The sequence below is a fragment of the Mycobacterium sp. NGS62 genome (genome assembly GCF_059812285.1).
This window is the reverse complement of record NZ_JCALCK010000005.1, coordinates 44,955-69,127: the sequence shown is the minus strand read 5'-3', so window position 1 is coordinate 69,127 and position 24,173 is coordinate 44,955. Positions and strand designations below refer to the sequence as shown.

Here is a 24,173-nt window from a genome sequence, read left to right as displayed (position 1 = left end):
GGCGATCCCCGCAGTACGCGGGTGATTTCCGGGGCGGTTCGCTCTAGCCGGGACAGGAAAGACTTATGAGCAAGCAGATTGAGTTCAACGAAACCGCGCGCCGCGCCCTGGAAACCGGGGTGGACAAGCTCGCCGACGCGGTGCGCGTCACCCTCGGCCCGCGTGGCCGGCATGTGGTGCTGGCCAAAGCTTTTGGCGGGCCTGCGGTCACTAACGACGGCGTCACCGTGGCCCGGGAGATCGACCTGGAAGACCCTTTCGAGAACCTCGGCGCCCAGCTGGTGAAGTCGGTGGCCACCAAGACCAACGACGTCGCCGGCGACGGCACCACCACCGCCACCGTGCTGGCCCAGGCGCTGATCAAGGCCGGTCTGCGCAACGTGGCCGCCGGCGCCAACCCGATCGCGTTGGGCGCGGGCATTTCCAAGGCCGCCGACGCGGTCTCGGAGGCGCTGCTGGCAGCGGCCACCCCGGTGTCCGGCAAGACCGGCATCGCGCAGGTGGCCACGGTGTCGTCGCGCGACGAACAGATCGGCCAGCTGGTCGGCGAGGCGATGACCAAGGTCGGCCACGACGGCGTGGTCAGCGTCGAGGAGTCGTCGACGCTGTCCACCGAGCTGGAGTTCACCGAGGGTGTCGGCTTCGACAAGGGCTTCCTGTCGGCGTACTTCGTCACCGACTTCGATGCGCAACAGGCCGTGCTCGACGACGCCCTGATCCTGTTGCATCGCGACAAGATCAGCTCGTTGCCCGACTTGCTGCCGTTGCTGGAGAAGGTGGCCGAAGCGGGCAAGCCGCTGCTGGTGATCGCCGAGGACGTCGAGGGTGAGGCGCTTTCGACACTGGTGGTCAACGCGATCCGCAAGACACTGAAGGCCGTCGCGGTCAAGGCGCCGTTCTTCGGGGATCGCCGCAAGGCCTTCCTGGAGGATCTGGCGGTGGTGACCGGTGGCCAGGTGGTCAACCCCGACGTTGGCCTGGTGCTACGGGAGGCAGGCCTGGACGTGCTGGGCTCGGCGCGACGCGTGGTGGTCAGCAAGGACGACACCGTCATCGTCGAGGGCGGCGGCGGCCAAGACGCCATCGCTGACCGGGCCAAGCAGTTGCGTGCGGAGATCGAGACGACCGACTCCGACTGGGACCGCGAAAAGCTCGAAGAGCGGCTGGCCAAGCTGTCCGGTGGGGTGGCTGTCATCAAAGTTGGTGCCGCCACCGAGACCGCGCTCAAGGAGCGCAAGGAAAGCGTCGAGGACGCTGTCGCCGCCGCCAAGGCCGCGGTCGAAGAGGGCATTGTCACTGGTGGTGGATCCGCTTTGTTGCAGGCCCGCAAGGCGTTGACCGATCTGCGCGGGTCGCTGTCGGGTGACGAGATCCTCGGGGTCGACGTGTTCTCCGATGCGCTCAGCGCGCCGCTGTACTGGATTGCCGTCAACGCCGGGCTGGACGGCTCGGTGGCGGTCCACAAGGTCAACGAACTGCCGGCTGGGCATGGTCTGAATGCGGCCACGCTCGACTACGGCGACTTGGCCGCGGCCGGCGTTATCGACCCGGTCAAGGTGACCCGCTCGGCGGTGCTCAACGCGGCGTCGGTTGCGCGGATGGTGCTGACCACCGAGACGGCCGTCGTGGACAAGCCCGCCGAGGAGGAGGAGCACGGTCACGGTCACCATCACCACTAGGTAGTGCCGAAGAAACACCCCCGGCTCATCGCCGGGGGTGTTTCGTTATCGGCATGGATCGCATCTGGCAATCGACGTGGGATCGGTACAAGTCCCGGTATTCGTGGGCGTGCTGGGCGCTCATGTTCACCCTGGCACTCCCGGTCTATCTCGCCTGGTCGTTGGGAATCGTCGCTTTCGAGAGATCTGATCACTACACCGAGGCGGCCGCAGTGACCGTAATCGCCGTGCTCGCGTACCTGTATGTGGTGGCAGTTCCCGGCGGAAGGTATCCCCGCCTCATTGAGCGGTGGGCGGCCGGCGGCGACGTTGATCGAGAGAGCGCGCTGCGCGCCAGCTATAGCTATGGCCGGCAGTTGCTTGCGAGGGGGGTGGTCGTCACCTTTTTTTGGATCGCGGCGCTGTTCGTTGGTATCGGGATGATTGCCGGAGCGAGCGGGTCGCGGCTCATCCAGTACGCGATTCTGGGCGCCATTGCCGGAACTACCGGCCAGCTGATCACTGTGCACGGCCTCGTCGAAGCAATCTTGCGGCCCGTCAGGGCTGCGCTTGCCTCGGATACGGAGATCGGCGATTCCCTGCCCCGCTCTCGTCCGGCATTCGCCACGTGGACCAACGTGGCCATGCTTGCCGTGGGATTCGCGTTTGCCGTTGCGGGCGCGATTCTGGGAGCCGTGTTAGACGTGACCAGGAACGGCCCTGCCCTCGCCATGTTGATCGGCGGTGTACTGGTGCTCGTTATCGGGCCGTCGCTCTGGGCCGCGTACTCGCCACTCCTGCAACCCGTTCGCGATCTCGCCGCAGGAACCGAACGTGTTGCGGCGGGTGATTTCAGCCGACGGCTGGCGGTGGTTCAGGACGACGACCTGGGCGCGCTGGCGGCGTCGTTCAACCGCATGCAGGCGGGTTTGGCTGAGCGACAACGACTTCAGGGCGCATTCGGCACCTACGTCGATCCTGCGTTGGCGGCGCGGCTGCTTCAGCAGGGCGACGACGTCTTCACCGGCGAGCGCCGCGAGGTGACGGTGATGTTCGTCGACATCCGCGACTTCACCCCGTTCGCGGAGACCAACACCGCCGAGGACACCGTCGCCCGCCTCAACGCCCTGTTCGAAATCGTGGTGCCTGCCGTCGTCGACGCCGGCGGACACGTCAACAAGTTCCTCGGCGACGGTGCACTGGCCGTCTTCGGCGCCCCCAATGATCTCGCCGATCACGCCGACGCTGCGGTGGCTGCGGCGGTGCTGATTCAGCGCCTCGTGGCCGAGCGATTCGGCGATGAGCTTCACATCGGCATCGGCATCAACACCGGAAAGGTGATTGCCGGAACCATTGGTGGCGCAGCCAAACTGGAGTTCACGCTGATCGGCGACACCGTCAACGTCGCGGCGCGCGTCGAGCAGCTCACGAAGGCCACCGGGGACGCCATCCTGCTCACCCACCACACCGTCGACGCCCTGGTTTCTCGACCGCCCACCCTTGCCCAACGCGGGGCTCACGCGCTGAAAGGCAAGTCAGTTCCCACAGAGGTTTTCGGGCTCGACCCATCGGCCACGCATTCACATCGCCTCGGCTGAATGCCGAAAGCTTGTCTACTTGTGTCAGCTACCGGGCGGAAGGCTCGGGGGAGTCGTGGCGGTCGTGGTCGGCGTCGACGTGACGGTTGGGGCGCTGGTCACCGTGACGGTGCTAGTGCTAGTGCTCGCCGACGGCGGCGGGACAGCCGTCGTGGTGGTGACCGTCGTTGTCGCCGTGCTGGACGAGGTTGTCGTTCCGGCCGAGATCACCCCGCAGGCCACCCGCTTGCCCGAATCACCAGGGGGATTACTGCCCAAGGTATCCGGGTCCTGGTGCACGATCAGCGCGGTACCCGAGCCATTCTTCAGGTCTGCGGCGGTGAACGCGCTCGTTGTCGTGACGAGTTTGGCCGCGCCGTCGGGGCGCACTTGCAACGCAGTCAGTTCACCGCTAGCCGGATACCCGGTATGGTCCGGCGCCTGGAAGACGTCCCCGGCCGAGTTGAAGTCGGCTTCGCATTTGCCCACCGAGTGGATTTGCAGCCCGTGGAAACCGGGAGTCAGGACTTGGTTGGGACCGGCTTCCACGGTCACCGTCGCATAGCCATTGGCGAACTCGAGGGTGGCGTTGGCGACCACAGTCTCGTCGGCGCTCTTGAGCTGCGTCGTCATCTTCTCCGCGCCGGGCGGAGTGACGGTGAGTGGTGACGTATTGGGCTGGCTGATGTTCTGCTTCGTGCATGCGCCTAACGGTGCAATGCTCGCGGTGAGCACCGCGACGGCTACGGCTGCGCCCTTTTTCATGCGCGGGGCCTACCCCGATTGGCCGATGTAGAAACGGGAGCGACTTGGACTACGGAATTTCAACTGCGTCGGCCGCTGTTGCATTTCGGCATGACTATTCGACTCGGATTGCAGATTCCCAACTTTTCCTATGGCACGTCAGTCGCCGAACTATTTCCCGCTGTCACGGCCCAGGCACAGGAGGCAGAGGCCGCTGGATTCGACACCGTCCTGCTGATGGACCACTTCTATCAATTGCCGGGACTGGGCGAACCCGACGAACCCATGCTGGAGGCCTACACCGCGCTGGGCGCTTTGGCCACGGCAACCGAGCGGGTCAACCTGTCAACCTTGGTGACCGGCAACACCTATCGCAACCCGACGTTGCTCGCCAAGACAATAACGACGCTGGACGTTGTGAGCGCGGGGCGTGCCATCCTGGGTCTCGGAGCGGGCTGGTTCGAGCTGGAGCATCGACAGCTGGGCTTCGAGTTCGACACGTTCACGGAGCGATTCGAAAAACTCGAGGAGGCGTTGCAGATCATCGTTCCGATGTTGCACGGCGAGCGACCTAGCTTCGCCGGGAAGTGGTACCACACCGAGAACGCGATAAACGAGCCGCGCTATCGAGACCATATTCCGGTCATGCTCGGCGGCGGCGGTGAGAAGAAGACGTTCCGAATGGCCGCCCGCTACGCCGACCATCTCAACATCATTGCCGGCATCTCCGAGCTACCCGCCAAGCTGGCGGCCCTGCGGCAGCGCTGCGCCGAAATAGACCGGGACCCAACAACTTTGGAAACCAGCTGCCTGCTGACGGTGGTGCTCGACGGTTACGATGCGCCACGCGATATCGGCGAGGCGCGCGGTGACCGGGCGGTTACCGGCACGCCCGATCAGGTAGCCGACGAGATCAAACGCCGGGTGCTTGACCCAGGCATCGATGGCGTGATCATCAATCTTCCGACACACCGCCACACACCCGGTGTCATCACGAAGATGGGCGAGGTACTCAGGCCGCTGGTCGACGCATAATTGCCCGGCCAATCGGCAGCTCGACGAATAGCCGCAGCTCAGCAGCGTTTACGTTTAATCTCGCTCCATGGACCGCTTTTGCCAGTGGGCATGGGATCGCTACGGAGCGAGGTACTCATGGGTGTCCTTCGCGGTCGCGATCGTGGTACCGGTTCCGATCTACCTCACCTTGTCGTTCGCCATCGTGGCTTTCGAGAACTCCAGTCGCTACCTCGACGCGGCCGCCGCCACCGGTGTCACCATGCTGGTGCTCGCGTATGGGTTGGTGTTGCCTGGCCGTGGCGCGTGGCGGGCCATCCAGCGATGGGCCGCGGGCGACGAGGTCGATGCAGCGACGGCACTGGAGGCCACCTACGCCTGGTCCCGCCGTGCTGTTGTCCGAGGGCTGGCGGTCATCTCGGTGTGCGCGACGCTGTTGTCGGTCGTCGTCGGGAGCCTGGCCGGCGCGAACGGACTGCGGCTGCTCCAGTACGCGGTCGTGGGTGCCGCTCTCGGGGCCGGCTCCCATCTGGTCGGGGTGCACAGTGTGCCGGAAACGCCGATGCGGCCGGTACGGGCCGCCCTTGCCGGTGACACCGGCATCGGCGACGCGCTGCCTCGCTCTCGCCCTACGTTCGCGGCGTGGTCGAACGTGTCCGCAGTCGCGGTCGCATTCGGGTTTTCCATCGCGGGTGCGATGCTGGCGGCTGTCTTCGATCGGGCCAGCCAGGACCCGGTGCTGTGGGTACTGATCGGCTGCGGATTGACGCTTGGCCTGGGGGTGCCGATAACGGTCGGCGGCGTCTTCGTGCCGTCGTTGCAGCCGATTCGCGACCTTGCCGAGGCCACCACACGCGTCGCGGCCGGTGACTACAGCCGCCGTTTGCCAGTAGTCCAGGACAGCGATCTCGGCGCGTTGGCCGCGTCGTTCAACCGCATGCAGGCGGGTTTGGCTGAGCGGCAGCGACTTCAGGCGGCGTTCGGCACCTACGTCGACCCGGCTCTGGCGGCGCGGTTGCTGCAGCAGGGCGACGACGTCTTCACCGGTGAGCGCCGGGAGGTGACGGTGATGTTCGTCGACATCCGCGATTTCACCCCGTTCGCCGAGGCGAACACCGCCGAGGACACCGTCGCGCGCCTCAACGCCTTGTTCCAGATCGTGGTGCCTGCTGTCGTCGACGCCGGCGGGCACGTCAACAAGTTTCTCGGCGACGGCGCACTGGCGGTCTTCGGCGCCCCGAATGACCTCGCCGATCATGCCGGCGCGGCGCTGTCCGCGGCTGTGCTGATTCAGCGCCTCGTGACCGAGCAATTCGGCGATGAACTTCGCATCGGTATCGGCATCAACACCGGAAAGGTGATCGCCGGGACCATCGGCGCCGGAGGCAAGCTCGAGTTCACCTTGATCGGGGACACCGTCAACGTCGCTGCCCGCGTCGAGCAGCTCACCAAGACCACCGGTGACGCGATTCTGCTCACCCAGCAGTCAGTCGACGCCCTGGTTTCCCGGCCACTGGGACTGATCGACAGGGGATCTCACGCCGTGAAAGGAAAGTCTGCTGCCGTACAGGTTTACGGCCTGGACCGTGATCCGGTACCGCTCAGCTAGGCCGTGCGGCGAATCCCGCGGGAGCGGCCCAGGTCGCGCTTGAGCAACAGATCGCGTTCGGTCTCCGACAGACCGCCCCAGATGCCGTACGGTTCGCCGACCTCCAGCGCGTGGGTGCGGCACTGCTCGATCACCGGGCAGCTTCGGCACATTTCCTTGGCGCGGCGTTCGCGTTGCAGTCGGGCGCGGCCGCGCTCGCCGTCGGGATGGAAGAACACCGACGAATCCACCCCTCGGCAAGCGCCTTGCAGTTGCCAATCCCAGATATCGGCGTTGGGTCCCGGTAGTTGCTCTGGCTGTGGCATGGAAACTCCTCTCCGCGTGCGCATGTGGAGACCAGTTTTCGAACAGGCAGGTCGCCAGCTGATTCGAGCAACGTCGCCGATGACTACTCGTTGACATTAAGGTATGGGTATCGCGGAAATTCCGTCAATCTCGGCCTGTGTGACCGAATATCCAACTGTGCCTTGAGAATTTACTTCGCGTTCATCGTCGCGATGCAATTGTTAGGGGCATCAGGTGCTACCGCGACGGTGCTCTATGTCGGGATTTGCCTGTTCGTGCCCGGGCTGTATGGGATCGGCGATAATTGTTATCGGCACTGGGTTAATGTCGCCGTAACAAAGAAACCACGAACTTTTAACTAATGCTCACAGTGATCGATACTCATTGCGCTTCGAAGATCGAGGCAATGCTGGCCGCGGCGGCGTTCGGAGATCAGCCCGGACATTGGCCGCTACCGGCTGCGGATACACCGCAGCAGCTGTGGTTGCGCGCGGTCGCAGCGGGCGGGCAGGGCCGCTACGGCAGCGCACGTACCGATTTGGCGGCGCTTATCCGCGCCGCGCCCAGAGGCCGCCTGGCCTCGCTGGCGCACAGCACGCAGGCATCGTTTCTGCGTCAGCTCGGGTGGCATACCCTTGCCCGCGGCTGGGACGGCCGCGCGCTGGCGCTGGCCGGCAGCGATCCGGAAGCGGGCGCCGACGCGTTGATCGGGCTGGCGGCCGACGCGCTGGGTGTCGGCCGCTTCGCGGCGTCGGCGGCGTTGCTGAGCCGCGCGGAGCCGTTGACGGAACCCGCGGGCCACCGGTTGGCGGTGCGCCGCGCGTGGGTCACTGCCGAGCTGGCGATGGCGACCGGCGACGGCCAGCGCGCCGTCCGGCACGCCGAGGTCGCGGTCGAGGCGGCTGCGGCCGCCGAATCGGCGCGGCACCGGGCCAAAAGCGACGTGGTGCTGGCCGCGGCGCTGTGCAGCGCCGGCGACCTGGATCGGGCCAGAGCAGTCGGTGAGGCGGCGCTGGAAGACACCGGCCGGTTGGGTCTGGTGCCGTTGCGCTGGGCCGTGGCCTGTCTGCTGGTCGACCTCGGCAGCGCCGCGCACACCAGCCAAGCGCTGCGCGAGATGCGCGACACGTCGGCCGAACAAGTGCGCCACGCCGGAGGCGCCTGGAGCGCACGCTAACCGGGAAACGGCGTATCGGACCTTATGGTTTTAGCTGGGTCGCCGTGCCGGGCTGTGTTCGGTTCGTAACGTTGGAGATATCGCCGTCGATGACAGTGCAGGAAGAACGTCTCGACGCTGTTGTCGCTGACGCCGTGGCAGGTGATCGGGACGCACTTCGAGAAGTGCTGGAAACGATCCGCCCGATCGTCATTCGATACTGCCGCGCACGCCTCGGCACGGTCGAGCGGGGCGGCCTTTCGGCCGATGACGTCGCGCAGGAGGTGTGCTTGGCCGCCATCACGGCGCTGCCGCGCTACCGAGACCGCGGGCGTCCCTTCCTGGCTTTCGTGTACGGCATCGCCGCACACAAGGTGGCTGACACGTACCGCGCCGCCGGGCGCGACCTGTCTTACCCCGCCGAATCGCTTCCCGAGCGACGCTCACTCGACGCGGGGCCCGAGCAGCTGGCCGTCGAAGCCGATTCGGTGAGCCGGATGAAGGAATTGCTCGAGATCCTGCCCGACAAGCAGCGCGAGATCCTGATTCTGCGGGTCGTGGTCGGGCTGAGCGCCGACGAGACCGCCACCGCCGTCGGCAGCAGCGCGGGAGCGGTCCGAGTGGCACAACACCGTGCGCTGACCCGGTTGAAGACCGAAATTGTTGCAGCGGGACGTGACTATGTCTGAATACGGCCGCACCCCGTTTGACCAGCCCGACCTGGCCGCGCTGGCGCACACCGATCGGCTGCTCGACGCACTGGCGACACGTCAGCCCGTTGACTTCCCCGAGTTCGAGGAACCCGGCGACGACGTGCTGGCCGCGCTGCTGGCGGACTGGCGGGACGACTTGAGGTGGCCGCCGGCAAGCGCCTTGGTCAGCGACGCCGAGGCGATCGCGGCGCTGGAACGCGGGCTGGCCGATCAGCCCCCCAACCGGCGCGGCCTGGCGTTGGCTGGGTCGGCGGCTGCGGCTGTGCTGGCGCTGGGCGGGTTCGGCGCCCTGGTGGGCAACGCGCAGCCCGGCGACGCGCTCTACGGGATGCACACGATGCTGTTCGGCGAACCGCCCTCAGTGCATGACGACCGCGTCGAACTGGCCGCCAAAACCGAGCTGGAACAAGTCGAGCAAATGATCAACCAAGGTCAGTGGAGCCAGGCGCAGGACAAGCTCGCCGCCGTCAACGACAGCGTGCAAACCGTCAACGACACCAGCCGCAAACAGCAGCTGGTCGACCAGATGACCCAGTTGAACGCCAAGGTCGCCACTCACGACCCCAACGCGACCGTCGCGCCCAGCGCGCTGCCCGACCCCGGTGTGCCACCGGCGACGACCACGACGATCCCGGTGAGCGCCTCGGCGTCCAGCTCCCAACCCCCGACATCGGTCGCGTCCTCTGCCGCGGCTTCGACCACGACCGCCCCGGCCCCGACGACCACAGCAAGCCCGGTGCCGGCCTCGCAAACGCCGACGTCGGCTCCGACCACCGCGGCCTCGCAAACGCCGCCGAGTCCGTCGTCCTCGGCACTGCCGACCGCCAACGCGACCACGCCGACGACGTCAGCGCCGGCGCCCGCTCAGTCGCCCTCGCAGGTGGTCAGTGTGACCCAAACCACGGAAGCGCCGTCGACTGCGGCGAAAAGCACCAGCCAACAACCCATTCCGGGAAGTGGCGGAAAAAACGGCGGGCCAGGTGAGGGTTAGGTTTCCGTCGTCGCCTCGTTGAGCGAGGCATCGGCGTACCCGCGGCAGTAATCCCAGGTCACGTAGGCGTCTGGTTCCGGGTCGTAGGCCGGCTCATGGGGACGGACGGTCCCGTCGACGAGCAACTGCAACAGGTTGGCGCGCAACATGTCCCAGTCGTGGTAGTGGTCCTGCTGACATTCGTCGCAGCACACCACCAGACCGCGAATACCCTTGTGCGCCAACAGTGCCTCATATACCGCGAGGTCGGCCAAGTCGGCTTCGACCGCCATCCGCTCCTGGGCATCCAGCGGCTGACCCGGCTCGACGGCATCCAGCGCCGCCGACGGATCGCATGGGTCATCGGCAAAGGGGTCGGGCGGCAAACCCGGTGGGAGGTAGTCGCGCACGTCTCCACATTACGCAGCCGGGTTGGGATCGCGCCAGCGGTCTGGTCGCCGCCGAACGGCCGCGCCGTGGTCCGCGAGCCACAGTCCAGTGCGAGGCGGCAAGCCGATAGGATGGAATCTTCACTCCGCCTGCGTATGGAGGCCTCATCGATGTCCGGTCTTGACGGCAGCGCCGACCTGATTGTCAGCCCGTCCGCCCGCGTCGGTGGCATGCCTGACGATGCGGTGCCCACCGGCGGGGACGACCCGCACAAGGTCGCGATGCTGGGGCTGACTTTCGACGACGTTCTGCTGTTGCCTGCGGCCTCCGACGTGGTGCCCGCCACTGCGGATACTTCCAGCCAGCTCACCAAGAAAATCCGGCTCAAGGTGCCGTTGGTCAGCTCGGCGATGGACACCGTCACCGAGGCGCGGATGGCGATCGCGATGGCCCGCGCCGGCGGCATGGGGGTGCTGCACCGCAACCTGCCGGCCGCCGAACAAGCCGGCCAAGTCGAGACCGTGAAGCGCTCGGAGGCCGGCATGGTCACCGATCCGGTTACCTGCCGCCCGGACAACACGCTGGCCGAGGTCGACGCGATGTGCGCCCGGTTCCGCATCTCGGGACTGCCGGTGGTCGACGATGCCGGCGCGCTGGTGGGCATCATCACCAATCGTGACATGCGCTTTGAGGTCGACCAATCCAAGCCGGTCGCCGAGGTGATGACCAAAGCGCCGCTGATCACCGCCCAGGAAGGTGTCACCGCCGACGCGGCGCTGGGCCTGCTGCGCCGGCACAAAATCGAGAAGCTGCCGATCGTCGACGGCCGCGGCCGGCTGACCGGGCTGATCACCGTCAAGGACTTCGTCAAGACCGAACAACACCCGCTGGCAACCAAGGACAGCGACGGCCGGTTGCTGGTCGGTGCGGCCGTCGGGGTCGGCGACGACGCCTGGACACGTGCCATGACGTTGGTCGACGCCGGCGCCGACGTGCTGATTGTCGACACCGCGCACGCCCACAACCGGCTGGTGCTCGACATGGTCGGCAAACTCAAGGCCGAAGTCGGCGAGCGGATCGAGGTGGTCGGCGGCAACGTCGCCACCCGCTCGGCGGCCGCGGCGCTGGTCGAGGCCGGCGCCGACGCCGTCAAAGTCGGTGTTGGCCCGGGCTCGATCTGCACCACCCGGGTGGTGGCCGGAGTCGGGGCGCCGCAAATCACCGCGATCCTGGAGGCCGTCGCGGTGTGCGGGCCCGCAGGCGTGCCGGTGATCGCCGACGGCGGGCTGCAGTACTCCGGTGACATCGCCAAGGCGCTGGCCGCCGGCGCGTCGACGGCCATGCTGGGCTCGCTGCTGGCCGGGACCGCCGAGTCACCCGGCGAGCTGATCTTCGTCAACGGCAAGCAGTACAAGAGCTACCGCGGCATGGGATCGCTGGGCGCCATGCAGGGGCGGGCCGAGGGCAAGTCGTACTCCAAGGACCGCTATTTCCAGGACGACGTGCTCTCCGAGGACAAGCTGGTGCCCGAGGGCATCGAGGGCCGGGTGCCGTTCCGCGGCCCGCTGTCGACGGTGATCCACCAGCTCACCGGCGGGCTGCGCGCGGCGATGGGATACACCGGGGCCACCACGATCGAGGCCCTGCAGCACGCGCAATTCGTCCGGATCACCGCAGCGGGCCTGAAGGAAAGCCACCCGCACGACATCACGATGACCGTCGAAGCGCCCAACTACTACGTGCGGTGAATGGGTCGTTCATGCGTGACATGGTCGAGATCGGCATGGGCCGGACCGCCCGCCGTACCTACGAACTCGACGACATCAACATCGTGCCGTCCCGGCGTACCCGCTCTTCGCAGGACGTGTCGACGGCCTGGCAGCTCGACGCCTACCGGTTCGAGATCCCCGTCATCGCCCACCCGACCGATGCCCTGGTGTCGCCGGAATTCGCGATCGAGCTGGGCCGGCTCGGCGGGCTGGGAGTGCTCAACGGCGAAGGGCTGATCGGCCGGCACGCCGACGTGGCCGCCAAGATCGACCAGGTCGTCGAAGCCGCGGCTAAAGAACCCGAACCGTCGGCGGCGATTCGGCTGCTGCAGCAATTCCACGCCGCGCCGCTGGACCCCGAGCTGCTGGGCGCCGCGGTGGCCCGCATCCGCGAGGCCGGCGTGACCACCGCGGTGCGGGTGAGCCCGCAGAATGCGCAGGCGCTGACCCCGGCGCTGGTGGCCGCCGGCATCGACCTGCTGGTCATCCAGGGCACGATCATCTCCGCCGAACGCGTCGCGAGCGACGGCGAGCCGCTCAACCTCAAGACGTTCATCTCCGAGCTGGACGTGCCGGTGGTGGCCGGCGGGGTGCTCGACCATCGCACCGCGCTGCACCTGATGCGCACCGGGGCCGCCGGTGTCATCGTCGGCTATGGCTCGACGCGGGGCGTGACCACCAGCGACGAGGTGCTGGGGATCAGCGTCCCGATGGCCACCGCGATCGCCGACGCCGCCGCGGCCCGCCGCGAATACCTCGACGAGACGGGCGGCCGCTACGTGCATGTGCTGGCCGACGGGGACATCCACACCTCTGGCGAGCTGGCCAAGGCGATTGCCTGCGGCGCCGATGCGGTGGTGTTGGGCACGCCGCTGGCCGAGGCGGCCGAGGCGCTCGGCGACGGATGGTTCTGGCCGGTCGCCGCGGCGCACCCGTCGCTGCCGCGCGGCGCGCTGCTGCAGGTCGCCATCGGTGAACGGCCGCCGTTGCGGCAGGTTCTCAGCGGCCCGTCCGACGACCCGTTCGGCTCGCTGAACCTCGTCGGCGGTTTGCGCCGTTCGATGGCCAAGGCCGGGTACTGCGACCTCAAGGAATTCCAGAAGGTCGGTCTGACCGTCGGCTCCTGAGACCCCGCCGCCTGCTCGAGCGTCACGCCAGAGTGGCGCACAGCGCCGAGCGTCACGCCAGAGTGGCAACGGCGGAATGGTCGCTCGGTCATACTGATGTGGTGGAACCGGATTACGACGTTCTCATCATCGGTTCGGGGTTCGGCGGCAGCGTCACCGCGCTGCGGTTGACCGAAAAGGGCTACCGGGTCGGCGTGCTGGAGGCGGGTCGTCGCTTCGCCGACCAGGATTTCGCCAAGACCTCGTGGAACCTGCGCAAATTCCTGTGGGCGCCGAAGCTGGGCTGCTATGGCATACAGCGCATCCACTTGCTGAACAACGTGATGGTGCTGGCCGGCGCCGGCGTCGGGGGCGGATCGCTGAACTACGCCAACACGTTGTACGTGCCGCCGGAGCCGTTCTTCGCCGACCGGCAGTGGAGCCACATCACCGACTGGCGTTCTGAGCTGATGCCGCATTACGACCAGGCGCAGCGGATGCTCGGAGTGGTCAAGAACCCGACGTTCACCGATGCCGACCGCATCGTCAAAGAAGTCGCCGACGAGATGGGCGTGGGCGACACGTTCGTGCCCACTCCGGTCGGGGTGTTCTTCGGCCCGGACGGGCAAAAAGCCCCGGGCAAGACGGTGCCGGACCCGTATTTCGGCGGGGCGGGCCCGGCCCGCGCGGGTTGCCTGGAAGTCGGGGAATGCATGACCGGCTGCCGCCACAACGCCAAGAACACACTGGTCAAGAACTATCTGTATCTGGCGGAATCCGCTGGCGCGCAAGTACATCCGATGACAACCGTCACCGGCTTCGACCAGCGGGCCGACGGTCTGTGGCAGGTCCATACGGCCCGCACCGGCCGCTGGTTGCGCAGAGACAAGCGCACCTTCACTGCGGCGCATCTGGTGCTGGCGGCCGGCACGTTCAATACCCAGAAGCTGCTGTTCAAGATGCGTGACACCGGCAAGCTGCCGCGGCTGTCCGAGCGGTTGGGGGTGTTGACCCGCACCAACTCCGAGTCGATCGTCGGCGCCGGCCGCCTGGAAGTCAGCTCCGACCTGGATCTGACCCATGGGGTTGCGATCACGTCGTCGATTCATCCGACGTCGGACACTCATGTCGAACCGGTCCGCTACGGCAAGGGCTCCAACGCGATGGGCTTGCTGCAGACCTTGATGACCGATGGCCCCGGCCCGGACGGCACCGACACCCCGCGGTGGCGACAGCTGCTGGATCAAGCCCGCGAAGACCCGCGTGGCATTATGCGGCTGCTCAATCCGCGGCGGTGGAGCGAGCGCACGGTGATCGCCCTGGTCATGCAGCACCTGGACAACTCGATCACCACGTTCACCAAGCGCGGGCGGTTCGGCATCCGGCGCTACTCCAGCAAGCAGGGGCACGGCGAACCCAATCCGAGTTGGATTCCGGTGGGCAACGAGGTCACTCGGCGCATCGCCGCCAAGATCGACGGCGTGGCCGGCGGAACCTGGGGAGAACTGTTCAACATCCCGCTGACCGCGCACTTCCTGGGCGGCGCGGTGATCGGCGACAACCCCGAACACGGCGTCATCGACCCGTATCACCGGGTGTACGGCTACCCGACGCTGTTAGTGACCGACGGCGCCGCCATCTCGGCCAACCTGGGCGTCAACCCGTCGCTGTCCATCACCGCGCAAGCCGAGCGCGCCGCGTCGCTGTGGCCGAACAAGGGCGAGAACGATCTGCGTCCGCGCCAGGGCGAGCCGTACCGCCGACTGGACCCGATCGCCCCGCAGCACCCCGTTGTGCCTGCCGGCGCGCCGGGTGCGCTGCGGCAGCTGCCGATCGAGCCGATCAGCTCTGCGGGCTGAGCTAACCCGCGACGGCCTCCAGCGGGGCGCCGCTGATCACCCGGCTCCGTTGCCCCATCACGTCGACCGGTATATCGCCCATCAAGGTGACTCGGTGCATCAGCCGGCGCTGACCGTCGTAATCGTCGACGGCCCGGTGCTGGGTGGCCCGGTTGTCCCACATGGCGACGTCGCCAGGCTCCCAGTTCCACCGGATTGTGTTTTCCGGCACCGTGATCCGTCGCTGCAGCAAGTCGAACAGCACTCGTGACTCGTGCTCGTCGAGCCCGACGAACCCACGGACGAAATCTCCGGCCACCAGCGTGCGTTCGCCGGTTTCCGGGTGTACCCGCACCACCGGGTGCTCGGTGCGGAAGTCCGGCTTCTCGAACGCCTCTCGCAGCGCCCGCTGCTCGTCGGTCAAGGTGGCGGCCGCGGCATAGTCGTATCGGTTGCTGTGCAGCGCCCACAGGCTGTCGGCGAGGTGTCGCAGCGGTTCGGGTAGCGACGTGTAGCCAGCCGCGGTCGAGGCCCACAGTGTCGATCCGCCATAACTTGGCAGGGTGACTGCCCGCAGGATCGATGCGGCCGGGTAATTCGGGACGAACGTGACGTCGGTGTGCCAGCGGTTGGCCTTGCCGTAGTCGGAGTCGATGGGCGTGATGGTCGGTGCGTCGTCGTACTTGATCGCCGGGTGGCCGACCGGAGTGCCCAGCAGCTTGGCGAAGGCCAGCTGTTGGGCGTCGTCGAGGTGGTGTTGGCCGCGGAAAAAGATCACTTTGTGGGTCACGAGCGCCCGGTGAATCTCCTCGATCGTCGCCGCGTCGAGGTCGCCGCCGAGTTGTACCCCGTCGATGCGCGCGCCGATGCGGCTGCCGAGCTTGGTCACGGCCACAGCCGAGGGAATGGTCATCTCGATTGTCCTCGAATCGCAGTAAGAAAGTCGCTGTAGTCAGCTGACTACACAAGTTAGTGTAGTCATATGACTACGCGAGTGGCAAGACCCCGGCGCAATCAGATGCCGGTAGGGCGGGAGGAGGTGGTGGCGGCGATCCTGGCCGCCGCGGCCGACCTGTTCGCCGACGGCGGTCCGGCCGCGACGTCCATCCGTGACATCGCCGCCCGGTCGAAGGTCAATCACGGGCTGGTGCATCGCCACTTCGGCAGCAAGGAGAATTTGGTCGGCGCGGTTCTCGACCACCTGGGCGCAACCACCACGGCGCTACTGCAGACCGGCGCACCGGCGCCGGAGGTGGAGCGAGCCTTCGATCGGCACATCCGGGTGCTTGCCCGGGCATTGCTCGACGGCTATCAGGTGGGGCAGTTGCAGACTCGGTTTCCAGGCGTGTCGCAGCTGCTGGACGGGGTCCGGTCGCGACACGACAGCGAACTCGACGCACGGGTGGCCGTCGCCAATGCTGTTGCCTTGCAGCTTGGTTGGCGGTTGTTTGAGCCTTTCCTGCGCTCGGCGGCCGGCATCGTCGAGATGACCGACGCGGACTTGCAGCAGGCCATCAGCGCCCAGGTGGCGCGACTCGTTGAACCGCATTGACCAGTCGTGACGTTTGAAGCCGGCACATCCGGGGCAACGCTGAGTGAACAGTCCTCGCCAATGAAGGAGGGACAGTGCTCTGGCTGGCCGTGGTGTGCGTCATCATCGGCGCCGTGATGTTTGTCGTCGGGCTCGTGCTTTTCACCAACGGCGCGGGGGTGGCACCACACCGTCGTACCGCCGACGATCCCACCGGCGCCAAGCGGGCGGCATCGCGCGTGCAATGGGGCGAAGTGTTTCGCCGGATACCTCGAAGCGTCGGCGTCATGACGGGGCGAGACGCCGAACGCAGCGACAAGTTGATGGCGGTTGGTTCGCTGTGTGTGCTGGCCGCCCTCGTCGCCTGGTTTGCCGCCGTGCTGGCCTTCATCACCGCGTTCCTCTGAGCGCTTGTCAAGTCGTGGGACTGACGGTGCGTCCCGCAGACCTGATCATGCGCCGATGCGTGGGCTCCCGGTTCGGCGGCTGGTGCGGCGTGGGCAACAGCGGCTCCCGGCGCCGGATGCCAATCGTCGACGGCTCGTTGGTAGACAACTCGAGATCTTCACCGGCGTGCCGGATCGTCAGCTCACCGTCGGGCCCGTCGCGCAGGGTGTAGATGACCTCGTCGTGCGATACGCAGACGGTGAGCCGAAAACCTTTCCACCGCAACCGGAATCGCAGACACGAGATGCCGTCGGGCAGCGCGGGGTCCAGCGAGAGAATACCCTCGTCGTCGCGCAGCCCGCCGAATCCCGCGACCAGCGCAGTCCACGCCCCGGCCAGCGACGCCATGTGCAGACCGTCGCGGCTGTTGTGGTGCAGATCCCGCAGGTCGATGAGCCCTGCCTCGAAGGCGTAGTCGTGGGCCAAGTCCAGATGCCCCACCTCGGCACACATCACCGCCTGGATGCACGCCGACAGTGACGAATCGCGCACGGTGCGCCGTTCGTAGTAGTCGACATTGCGGGCCTTCTCCTCCGGGGTGAATGCATGGCTTTGCCACTGCATTGCCAACACCAGATCGGCCTGCTTGATGACCTGCGATGGATACAGCCGCACATAGGGTTCGTGCAGCAACAACGGGTACGTGTTGTTTGCTTCGAAGTCCCACTCGGCGAAGGTGGTGAAGCCTTCGCACTGCTGGTGCACGCCCAGGTCGTCGTCGTAGGGGATGTGCGCGGCGTCGGCGGCATCGCGCCAGGCGGCCATCTCTTCGGTACTGACACCTTGCGCCTGCGCCGCCTCGACATGGCGGGCACACGCATCGGCCGCAGTGCGCAGGTTGTGCGACGCCATCAAATTCGTGAACACGTTGTCGCGGACGATCGCCGTGTACTCGTCGGGGCCGGTGACCCCGTCGAGATGCCACACGCCATGCCGGTCGTGGTGTCCCAGCGAGCGCCACAGCCGGGCGGTTTCGATCAGCACCGCCAACCCGCAGTCCTCTTCCAGCGACTGGTCGCCGGTGACGACGCGATACCGCTCGAACGCCATCGCGATGGCGGCGTTGATGTGAAAAGCCGCAGTGCCGGCCGGCCAGTAGCCCGAGCATTCCTGGCCGCGGATCGTCCGCCAGGGAAAGGCCGCGCCGTCGAGGCCGAGCTCGTCTGCCCGCTCCTTGGCGAGGTCCAGCGTCGACGCTCGCCATCGCAGCGCATCGGCTGCGGCGTGAGGTGCGGTGTAGGTCAAAACTGGCAGAACGAATCCCTCGGTGTCCCAAAAGGCGTGGCCGTCGTAGCCGGTGCCGGTCAGTCCCTTGCTGGGGATCGCACGCTGTTCGGCGCGGGCACTGGCCTGCAGGATGTGGAACAGCCCGAACCGCACCGCCTGTTGGCTGTCGGCGTCGCCTTCGACCTCCACGTCGGCGCTGTCCCAGAAGTCGTCGAGATATTTACGCTGGGCATCTAGCAGCCCCTGCCAGCCGACATAGCGGGCGCCGGTGATCGCGCCCGCCGCTTGGTCACGCAAGGCCGGCCGCGAGCGCAGACTCGACCAGCCGTAGGCCAGATATTTGACGATGCGCAGTTTCTGGCCCGCGCGCAGCCCACAGATGATCGTCGTCCTGGCCAGGTCGGGACGCGCTTCAGTGCTGACCTCGACGCGGCCCGGGACCTCGATCTCGTGGTCCATCACCGCGGCCATCATCAGTCCACTGCCCCTGGTGCGGTGCATCAGCATTGCCCGGTGGTCGGTGGTGCTTTCGTGGTCGACGGCCTCAAGCGGTTCGTCCAGCACGGCGGACACCCGCGGATCGGCTGATGTTTGCGGCTGGTCCTCGTTGGCGACGAGTTCGGATTGCACTGTCACGCGGACAAATTCGTCGAGTGCCTCGACGACATATTCGATCGCCGCCACGCTGCGCTGGTCCAGTGACACCAGTCGGGTGGACACCACCTTCACCTGCTTGCCCGCCGGCGAGCGCCAATGCGCGTGGCGGGTCAGCGTTCCGGCCCTCAGGTCGAGAATCCGCTCGTGGGCGAGCAGTTCGCCGTAACGGACGTCGAACAACTCGTCGTCGACCATCAGGCGCAGGATCTTGCCGTTGGTGACGTCGACGACCGTCTGGCCGGCCTCCGGATACCCGAAGCCGGCCTCCGCGTACGGCAGCGGCCGTATTTCGTAGAACGAGTTCAAGTAGGTGCCCGGCAGGCCATGGGGTTCGCCTTCGTCGAGATTGCCGCGTAACCCGATGTGGCCGTTGGACAGCGCGAACAAGGATTCCGATTGGGCCAGCACGTTCAGGTCGAGCCGGGTTTCGCGCACCTGCCAGGGCTCGACGGGGAAGTCCTCGTCGGTGATCATGACAGCAACTCGGCAAGGTCGGTGACGACGACGTCGGCGCCGTCACGGCGCAACTCCTCGGCCTGTCCCACTCGGTCGACGCCGACTACGAAGCCGAAGTTCCCGGCGCGACCGGCCGCCACACCGGACAGCGCGTCCTCGAACACCGCGGCCGCGTCGGCGTCCACCTGCAGCAGCTCGGCCGCCCGCAGAAACGAGTCCGGGGCCGGCTTGCCCGCGATGTGCTCTTCGCGCAGAGTCACCCCGTCGACACGCTGCTGGACGAACCGCTCCAGGCCGGTGACTTCGAGCACCTCGCGGGTATTGGCACTGGACGACACCACCGCCACCGCCAGGCCCGCGGAGGCGACCGCTTCCAGGTAGCGGCGCGACCCGTCGAACACCTCGACACCGTCATCGTGCAGGGTCTGCTGGAACGCCTCGTTTTTGCGGTTGCCCAGGCCGTGCACGGTCTCGGCGTCGCCGGGGTCGTCGGGCCCGCCCTCAGGCAATTCGATGCCGCGACTGTCCAGAAAGGACCGGACACCGTCCTCGCGTTTCTTGCCGTCCACGTACTGCCGATAGTCGGTGGCCGGGTCGAATGGGACGAATTCCTCACCGGTGCGCTCGGACCGCCGGCGAAGGTAGTCGTCGAACATGGTCTTCCAGGCTTTGGTGTGCACACTGGCGGTATCGGTGAGTACACCGTCGAGATCGAACAGACACGCATGCACCTTTTCCGGCAGACCCAGCACAGCAGATCTCTCCTTTCAGTTGGGGCACTACCACTTCACCATGCCGGTGATCGACAGGCAGCGTTTCCGGGCGGGCCGCTCATTAGACTGGGCCGGTGCAGTCAGCATCGCCTCGTCCTGTGTTGGTCGTCGACTTCGGCGCGCAGTATGCCCAGTTGATCGCCCGCCGGGTGCGCGAGGCCCGGGTGTTCTCCGAAGTCGTTCCGCATACCGCCTCGGTCGAGGAGATCAAGGCCCGCGACCCGCAGGCGCTGGTGCTCTCCGGCGGGCCGGCCAGCGTCTACGCCGAACAGGCGCCGCAACTCGATCCGGCGCTGTTCGAGCTGGGGCTGCCGGTATTCGGGATCTGCTACGGGTTCCAGGCCATGGCCCAGGCGCTCGGCGGCACCGTTGCGCCCACCGGGACCAGTGAATACGGCCGGACCCAACTGAAAGTCCTTGGCGGCGAATTGCATTCGGACCTGCCGGATAACCAGCCGGTTTGGATGAGTCATCGTGACGCCGTCACCGCCGCACCGGATGGATTCGAGGTGGTGGCCACCAGCGCCAGTTCGCCGGTCGCCGGCTTCGAGGACCGGGCCCGGCGGCTGGCCGGCGTGCAGTACCACCCCGAAGTGATGCACACCCCGCACGGGCAGCAGGTGCTCAGCCGCTTCCTGCACGACTTCGCCGGCATCGGTGCGGACTGGACGCCGGCCAACATCGCCAGTGCGCTGGTCGAGCAGGTGGCCGAGCAGATCGGCGACGGCCATGCGATCTGCGGGCTGTCCGGCGGGGTCGATTCGGCGGTAGCCGCGGCCTTGGTGCAGCGCGCCATCGGTGACCGGCTGACCTGTGTCTTCGTCGACCACGGGCTGCTGCGTGCCGGCGAGCGCGCGCAAGTACAGCGCGACTTCGTGGCCGCCACCGGCGCCAACCTGGTCACCGTCGACGCGGCGCAGACCTTCCTCGAGGCGCTGGCGGGAGTGACCAATCCCGAAGGCAAGCGCAAGATCATCGGCCGCCAGTTCATCCGGGCCTTCGAAGGTGCGGTGCGGGATGTCATGGGGGACACCGAGATTGACTTCCTGGTGCAAGGCACGCTGTATCCGGACGTGGTGGAGTCCGGTGGCGGCACCGGCGCCGCGAACATCAAAAGCCACCACAATGTCGGCGGGTTGCCCGACGATTTGAAGTTCAAACTCGTCGAGCCGTTGCGGCTGCTGTTCAAAGACGAGGTGCGCGCGGTCGGACGGGAGTTGGGACTGCCGGAGGAAATCGTTGCGCGCCAACCCTTTCCGGGGCCGGGGCTGGGGATTCGGATCGTCGGCGAGGTCACTGCGGCGCGGCTGGAGACGCTGCGGCGCGCTGATGCGATCGCGCGCGAGGAGTTGACTGCGGCTGGCCTGGATCAGCAGATCTGGCAGTGCCCGGTGGTGCTGCTGGCCGACGTCCGCTCGGTGGGCGTGCAGGGCGATGGCCGCACCTACGGGCACCCGATCGTGCTGCGACCGGTGTCCAGCGAGGACGCCATGACCGCCGACTGGACGCGGGTGCCCTACGAGGTGCTGGAGCGCATCTCCACCCGGATCACCAACGAGGTCGTCGAGGTCAACCGGGTAGTGCTCGATGTCACCAGTAAGCCGCCCGGCACCATCGAGTGGGAGTAGCCGGCTTCGGCGGCCCGAGTCGCGAGAGTGCAACTACCGACGCCTCTTCTCGGGCGATGCGTCGGCAGTCGCACTTTCGCGGGATATCGAAAGCACCATTTGCCCCACCTGTATCCACCGCATAAAGCAGCCCCTTGCGTTGCTTGACGGTTGTCGGTGGGCAGGTGTTGACTCATCGGTATCGAACATACATTCGAGAACGTGAGGGATTTATGCCGACCGCTGCAGTTGATGACCGCGCTGAGCAGCTGAAACTGCTGCGCCGGCAGATGGCGGCGGTGTCGGGGAAGGTCGGCTCCGGGCGGCCGGCGGAGTCGGAGGCCCGGCTGCCGGTCCCGCCGTTGCTGGCCGATGTGCTGCCCGACGCGTTGCCCCGGGGAACGGTGGCGGTGCTGTCGGGGGCGCGGTCGCTGCCGCTGAGCATGGTGGCTGCGGTGACGGCCGACGGCGGCAACGCGGCGATCGTCGGCCAGCCGGATATCGGACTGCTGGCCGCCGTGGAGATGGGGGCGGACCTGAGCCGGCTCGCGGTGATACCGGATGCCGGAACCGATCCGGTCGAGGTGGCCGCGGTGCTGATGGACGGGATGGATCTGGTGGTCCTCGGACTGGGTGGACGCACGGTGCCGTTGACCCGGGCGCGGGCGGTGGTGGCCCGCGCGCATCAGAAGGGCTGCACGCTACTGGTCACCGACGGCGATTGGCAGGGAGCGTCGATGCGGCTGGCGGCTCGAGTCTGCGGTTATGAGACCGGCGTACCAGGTTTTGGCCGGATCGGGCAGGTGCGGCTCCAGGTCAGCCGGGTAGGCGGGCGGGGGCGAATGGTTGGGCGGATACGGGCGGGATAGTTCGATGGCCTCCCGGGTGCTGGCGATCTGGTGTATGGATTGGCCGGCGGTGGCCGCGGCGGCCGCCGTCGGCCTGCCCGCGACGGCGCCGGTCGCGGTCACCCTGGCCAACCGGGTGATCGCCTGTTCGTCGGCCGCCCGCGGGGCGGGGGTGCGACGCGCGCTGCGGCGACGGGAAGCGGCTGCGCGCTGCCCGCAACTGCACGTGGTGGCCGCCGATGCCGATCGCGACGCCCGCTTCTTCGAAGGCATCGTCGCCGCGATCGACGATTTGGTGCCGCGCGCCGAGGTGCTGCGGCCCGGGCTGGTGGTGGTGCCGGTGCGCGGGGCGGCCCGCTTCTTCGGGTCCGAACAGGCTGCAGCCGAGCGGCTGATCGACGCGGTGGCCGCCGCCGGCGCCGAATGTCAGGCCGGAATCGCCGACCAGTTGTCCACCGCGGTCTTTGCTGCCCGTGCGGGTCGAGTCGTGCAACCCGGACACGACGCGCGGTTCCTGTCGGTGTTGTCGATCCGCCAGCTCGCCACCGAGCCCAGCCTGTCCGGTCCCGGCCGCGACGACCTGGCGGACCTGTTGTGGCGGATGGGGATTCGCACGATTGGGCAGTTCGCCGCCTTGTCCCGTACCGACGTGGCGTCGAGGTTCGGTACCGACGCGGTGATCGCGCACCGGTTCGCCCGCGGCGAGCCGGAGCGTGGACCATCCGGGCGGGAGTTACCGCAGGAATTCGATGCCGTACTGCACTGCGACCCGCCGATCGATCGGGTCGACGCCGCGGCCTTCGCCGGCCGTTCGTTGGCCGGCACGCTGCATCAGACGTTGATGGGCGCCGGGGTGGGATGCACCAAGCTGGCCATTCACGCCGTCACCGCCAACGGCGAAGAGCTGCAACGGGTATGGCGTTGCGCCGAGCCGTTGACCGAGGACGCCACCGCCGACCGGGTGCGTTGGCAGCTGGACGGGTGGTTGAACAAGCGGACCGCCGACGAGCGCCCCACCGCGCCGGTGGCGCTGCTGCAGCTGCAGGCGGTGGAGGTGATCTCGGCTGGGGCGCTGCAGTTGCCGTTATGGGGTGGACTCGGCGACGACGACCGGTTGCGGGCCCGCCGGGCGCTGGTCCGGGTACAGGGACTGCTCGGGCCGGAGGCGGTGCAGGTGCCGGTGCTGTCCGGCGGACGCGGGCCGGCCGAACGCATCACCTTCACGCCGCTGGGCGACGAGCCGGTGCCGCAAGCCGACCCGCGTCAGCCATGGCCGGGTCAGCTGCCGGAGCCCTCGCCGACGGTGTTGCTCGACGACCCAGTGGAATTGCTTGACACGCACGGTAATCCGGTACGGGTGACCAGCCGCGGGCTGTTCTCCGCCGACCCGGCACGACTGACCGCCCGCGGCCGCGACAACCGGCTGTGCTGGTGGTCCGGTCCCTGGCCGGTCGACGAACGCTGGTGGGATCCGCAGCGGGCCAAGGGCCGCACCGCCCGGGCGCAGGTCCTGCTCGACGGCGACCCCGGTAGGGCGCTGCTGCTGTGCTACCGCCGGCGACGCTGGTATCTGGAGGGAATCTACGAGTAGCCGCCCTTTGCGCCGAGCGTGAAGCTGCTGCGAAAAAATCGCAGAAATCTCGCAACAGTTTCACGCTCGGCGTGTCAAAGAGCGCACGAGTAGTGCCCTTTGCGCCGAGGCTGCGGTGAGGGCGGGTTTTCTGCGAGGCGAAATCTTCGCCCTCGTCCCAGTTTCGACGCCAACGTTTCAGTCTCGATGGTAGGCGGGCCCCGCTGC

21 protein-coding genes are annotated in these 24,173 nt (G+C 67.3%); 15 read left to right on the top strand and 6 right to left on the bottom strand.

Going from position 1 to position 24,173, the window contains the following annotated elements:
* The first annotated feature begins 65 nt into the window (after nucleotides 1–65).
* A complete protein-coding gene (gene groL / locus AC5Y49_RS14625) occupies nucleotides 66–1,679 on the top strand; it encodes a chaperonin GroEL (protein ID WP_499888151.1) in 1,614 nt (537 codons plus the stop codon).
* Nucleotides 1,680–1,732: 53 nt separating this feature from the next.
* Nucleotides 1,733–3,256 carry an adenylate/guanylate cyclase domain-containing protein gene (locus tag AC5Y49_RS14620; protein WP_499888150.1) on the top strand — a complete coding sequence of 508 codons (1,524 nt, stop codon included), beginning with the start codon at nucleotides 1,733–1,735 and terminating at the stop codon, nucleotides 3,254–3,256.
* A 24-nt stretch (nucleotides 3,257–3,280) separates the two neighbouring features.
* Here AC5Y49_RS14620 and AC5Y49_RS14615 read toward each other — a convergent pair whose 3' ends face one another.
* Complete coding sequence (locus tag AC5Y49_RS14615; protein WP_499888148.1) at nucleotides 3,281–4,000, bottom strand: superoxide dismutase family protein; 720 nt, start codon at nucleotides 3,998–4,000, stop codon at nucleotides 3,281–3,283.
* Between the two features lie 90 nt (nucleotides 4,001–4,090).
* Here AC5Y49_RS14615 and AC5Y49_RS14610 point away from each other — a divergent pair, with 90 nt between their 5' ends.
* Both AC5Y49_RS14610 and AC5Y49_RS14605 read left to right on the top strand, forming a co-directional pair.
* Nucleotides 4,091–5,014, top strand: coding sequence for an LLM class F420-dependent oxidoreductase (locus AC5Y49_RS14610; RefSeq protein WP_499888146.1), 924 nt, complete (start codon nucleotides 4,091–4,093; stop codon nucleotides 5,012–5,014).
* A 67-nt stretch (nucleotides 5,015–5,081) separates the two neighbouring features.
* A complete protein-coding gene (locus tag AC5Y49_RS14605; protein ID WP_499888144.1) occupies nucleotides 5,082–6,602 on the top strand; it encodes an adenylate/guanylate cyclase domain-containing protein in 1,521 nt (506 codons plus the stop codon).
* Here the strand turns inward: AC5Y49_RS14605 and AC5Y49_RS14600 are convergent.
* Nucleotides 6,599–6,907 (bottom strand): WhiB family transcriptional regulator, encoded by a 309-nt coding sequence (locus tag AC5Y49_RS14600; protein WP_499888142.1) that lies wholly within the window; start codon nucleotides 6,905–6,907, stop codon nucleotides 6,599–6,601. The genes AC5Y49_RS14605 and AC5Y49_RS14600 overlap by 4 nt on opposite strands.
* Before the next feature lie 386 nt (nucleotides 6,908–7,293).
* On the opposite strand from AC5Y49_RS14600, the gene AC5Y49_RS14595 reads away from it, so the two are divergent.
* The 3 genes from AC5Y49_RS14595 (at nucleotide 7,294) to AC5Y49_RS14585 (ending at nucleotide 9,747) form a co-directional block, all read left to right on the top strand.
* Nucleotides 7,294–8,064, top strand: coding sequence for a hypothetical protein (locus AC5Y49_RS14595; protein ID WP_499888800.1), 771 nt, complete (start codon nucleotides 7,294–7,296; stop codon nucleotides 8,062–8,064).
* 89 nt (nucleotides 8,065–8,153) lie between these two features.
* Nucleotides 8,154–8,732 (top strand): sigma-70 family RNA polymerase sigma factor, encoded by a 579-nt coding sequence (locus AC5Y49_RS14590; RefSeq protein ID WP_499888140.1) that lies wholly within the window; start codon nucleotides 8,154–8,156, stop codon nucleotides 8,730–8,732.
* Nucleotides 8,725–9,747, top strand: coding sequence for an anti-sigma-D factor RsdA (locus AC5Y49_RS14585; protein ID WP_499888139.1), 1,023 nt, complete (start codon nucleotides 8,725–8,727; stop codon nucleotides 9,745–9,747). Before AC5Y49_RS14590 ends, AC5Y49_RS14585 begins: the two co-directional genes overlap by 8 nt.
* On the opposite strand, the gene AC5Y49_RS14580 is transcribed toward AC5Y49_RS14585, so the two are convergent.
* The gene (locus AC5Y49_RS14580) at nucleotides 9,744–10,136 is read right to left on the bottom strand and encodes a DUF5319 domain-containing protein (RefSeq protein ID WP_499888137.1); all 393 of its coding nucleotides are present in this window, start codon (nucleotides 10,134–10,136) and stop codon (nucleotides 9,744–9,746) included. The genes AC5Y49_RS14585 and AC5Y49_RS14580 overlap by 4 nt on opposite strands.
* A 150-nt stretch (nucleotides 10,137–10,286) precedes the next feature.
* Between AC5Y49_RS14580 and guaB the strand changes: the two genes are divergently transcribed.
* From guaB to AC5Y49_RS14565, 3 genes are all read left to right on the top strand, one after another.
* Complete coding sequence (gene guaB / locus AC5Y49_RS14575; RefSeq protein WP_499888135.1) at nucleotides 10,287–11,864, top strand: IMP dehydrogenase; 1,578 nt, start codon at nucleotides 10,287–10,289, stop codon at nucleotides 11,862–11,864.
* A gap of 20 nt (nucleotides 11,865–11,884) precedes the next feature.
* On the top strand, nucleotides 11,885–13,012 hold the full coding sequence (locus AC5Y49_RS14570; protein WP_499888799.1) for a GuaB3 family IMP dehydrogenase-related protein: 1,128 nt from the start codon (nucleotides 11,885–11,887) through the stop codon (nucleotides 13,010–13,012).
* A 101-nt stretch (nucleotides 13,013–13,113) separates the two neighbouring features.
* Nucleotides 13,114–14,850: a GMC oxidoreductase gene (locus AC5Y49_RS14565; protein ID WP_499888134.1), complete on the top strand. Its 1,737-nt coding sequence runs from the start codon at nucleotides 13,114–13,116 to the stop codon at nucleotides 14,848–14,850.
* Nucleotide 14,851: 1 nt separating this feature from the next.
* On the opposite strand, the gene AC5Y49_RS14560 is transcribed toward AC5Y49_RS14565, so the two are convergent.
* Nucleotides 14,852–15,742, bottom strand: a complete 891-nt coding sequence (locus AC5Y49_RS14560) for a TauD/TfdA dioxygenase family protein (protein ID WP_499888132.1) — start codon at nucleotides 15,740–15,742, stop codon at nucleotides 14,852–14,854.
* Between the two features lie 69 nt (nucleotides 15,743–15,811).
* Here AC5Y49_RS14560 and AC5Y49_RS14555 point away from each other — a divergent pair, with 69 nt between their 5' ends.
* Together AC5Y49_RS14555 and AC5Y49_RS14550 are read left to right on the top strand one after the other, a co-directional pair.
* Nucleotides 15,812–16,381 (top strand): TetR/AcrR family transcriptional regulator, encoded by a 570-nt coding sequence (locus tag AC5Y49_RS14555; RefSeq protein WP_499888130.1) that lies wholly within the window; start codon nucleotides 15,812–15,814, stop codon nucleotides 16,379–16,381.
* Between the two features lie 74 nt (nucleotides 16,382–16,455).
* Nucleotides 16,456–16,767 carry a hypothetical protein gene (locus AC5Y49_RS14550; protein WP_499888129.1) on the top strand — a complete coding sequence of 104 codons (312 nt, stop codon included), beginning with the start codon at nucleotides 16,456–16,458 and terminating at the stop codon, nucleotides 16,765–16,767.
* Between the two features lie 7 nt (nucleotides 16,768–16,774).
* Here the strand turns inward: AC5Y49_RS14550 and AC5Y49_RS14545 are convergent, their stop codons facing one another.
* Both AC5Y49_RS14545 and AC5Y49_RS14540 read right to left on the bottom strand, forming a co-directional pair.
* Nucleotides 16,775–19,165 carry a glycoside hydrolase family 65 protein gene (locus tag AC5Y49_RS14545; RefSeq protein ID WP_499888127.1) on the bottom strand — a complete coding sequence of 797 codons (2,391 nt, stop codon included), beginning with the start codon at nucleotides 19,163–19,165 and terminating at the stop codon, nucleotides 16,775–16,777.
* Complete coding sequence (locus AC5Y49_RS14540) at nucleotides 19,162–19,899, bottom strand: beta-phosphoglucomutase family hydrolase (RefSeq protein WP_499888126.1); 738 nt, start codon at nucleotides 19,897–19,899, stop codon at nucleotides 19,162–19,164. Before AC5Y49_RS14540 ends, AC5Y49_RS14545 begins: the two co-directional genes overlap by 4 nt.
* Before the next feature lie 95 nt (nucleotides 19,900–19,994).
* Between AC5Y49_RS14540 and guaA the strand changes: the two genes are divergently transcribed.
* From guaA to AC5Y49_RS14525, 3 genes are all read left to right on the top strand, one after another.
* Complete coding sequence (gene guaA, locus AC5Y49_RS14535; RefSeq protein WP_499888125.1) at nucleotides 19,995–21,548, top strand: glutamine-hydrolyzing GMP synthase; 1,554 nt, start codon at nucleotides 19,995–19,997, stop codon at nucleotides 21,546–21,548.
* Nucleotides 21,549–21,760: 212 nt separating this feature from the next.
* Nucleotides 21,761–22,396, top strand: coding sequence for a DnaE2-dependent mutagenesis accessory factor ImuA' (gene imuA' / locus AC5Y49_RS14530; protein ID WP_499888124.1), 636 nt, complete (start codon nucleotides 21,761–21,763; stop codon nucleotides 22,394–22,396).
* 4 nt (nucleotides 22,397–22,400) lie between these two features.
* Nucleotides 22,401–23,966, top strand: a complete 1,566-nt coding sequence (locus tag AC5Y49_RS14525; protein ID WP_499888123.1) for a DNA polymerase Y family protein — start codon at nucleotides 22,401–22,403, stop codon at nucleotides 23,964–23,966.
* The last annotated feature ends 207 nt before the right edge of the window (nucleotides 23,967–24,173 follow it).

What these genes read in the sequence shown, in the direction of transcription:
- groL (WP_499888151.1), top strand. Translation starts at nt 66, where the DNA reads ATGAGCAAGCAGATTGAGTTCAACGAAACCGCGCGCCGCGCCCTGGAA.
- AC5Y49_RS14620 (WP_499888150.1), top strand. Translation starts at nt 1,733, where the DNA reads ATGGATCGCATCTGGCAATCGACGTGGGATCGGTACAAGTCCCGGTAT.
- AC5Y49_RS14615 (WP_499888148.1), bottom strand. Translation starts at nt 4,000, where the DNA reads ATGAAAAAGGGCGCAGCCGTAGCCGTCGCGGTGCTCACCGCGAGCATT.
- AC5Y49_RS14610 (WP_499888146.1), top strand. Translation starts at nt 4,091, where the DNA reads ATGACTATTCGACTCGGATTGCAGATTCCCAACTTTTCCTATGGCACG.
- AC5Y49_RS14605 (WP_499888144.1), top strand. Translation starts at nt 5,082, where the DNA reads ATGGACCGCTTTTGCCAGTGGGCATGGGATCGCTACGGAGCGAGGTAC.
- AC5Y49_RS14600 (WP_499888142.1), bottom strand. Translation starts at nt 6,907, where the DNA reads ATGCCACAGCCAGAGCAACTACCGGGACCCAACGCCGATATCTGGGAT.
- AC5Y49_RS14595 (WP_499888800.1), top strand. Translation starts at nt 7,294, where the DNA reads ATGCTGGCCGCGGCGGCGTTCGGAGATCAGCCCGGACATTGGCCGCTA.
- AC5Y49_RS14590 (WP_499888140.1), top strand. Translation starts at nt 8,154, where the DNA reads ATGACAGTGCAGGAAGAACGTCTCGACGCTGTTGTCGCTGACGCCGTG.
- AC5Y49_RS14585 (WP_499888139.1), top strand. Translation starts at nt 8,725, where the DNA reads ATGTCTGAATACGGCCGCACCCCGTTTGACCAGCCCGACCTGGCCGCG.
- guaB (WP_499888135.1), top strand. Translation starts at nt 10,287, where the DNA reads ATGTCCGGTCTTGACGGCAGCGCCGACCTGATTGTCAGCCCGTCCGCC.
- AC5Y49_RS14570 (WP_499888799.1), top strand. Translation starts at nt 11,885, where the DNA reads ATGGTCGAGATCGGCATGGGCCGGACCGCCCGCCGTACCTACGAACTC.
- AC5Y49_RS14560 (WP_499888132.1), bottom strand. Translation starts at nt 15,742, where the DNA reads ATGACCATTCCCTCGGCTGTGGCCGTGACCAAGCTCGGCAGCCGCATC.
- AC5Y49_RS14555 (WP_499888130.1), top strand. Translation starts at nt 15,812, where the DNA reads ATGACTACGCGAGTGGCAAGACCCCGGCGCAATCAGATGCCGGTAGGG.
- AC5Y49_RS14545 (WP_499888127.1), bottom strand. Translation starts at nt 19,165, where the DNA reads ATGATCACCGACGAGGACTTCCCCGTCGAGCCCTGGCAGGTGCGCGAA.
- imuA' (WP_499888124.1), top strand. Translation starts at nt 21,761, where the DNA reads ATGCCGACCGCTGCAGTTGATGACCGCGCTGAGCAGCTGAAACTGCTG.
- AC5Y49_RS14525 (WP_499888123.1), top strand. Translation starts at nt 22,401, where the DNA reads ATGGCCTCCCGGGTGCTGGCGATCTGGTGTATGGATTGGCCGGCGGTG.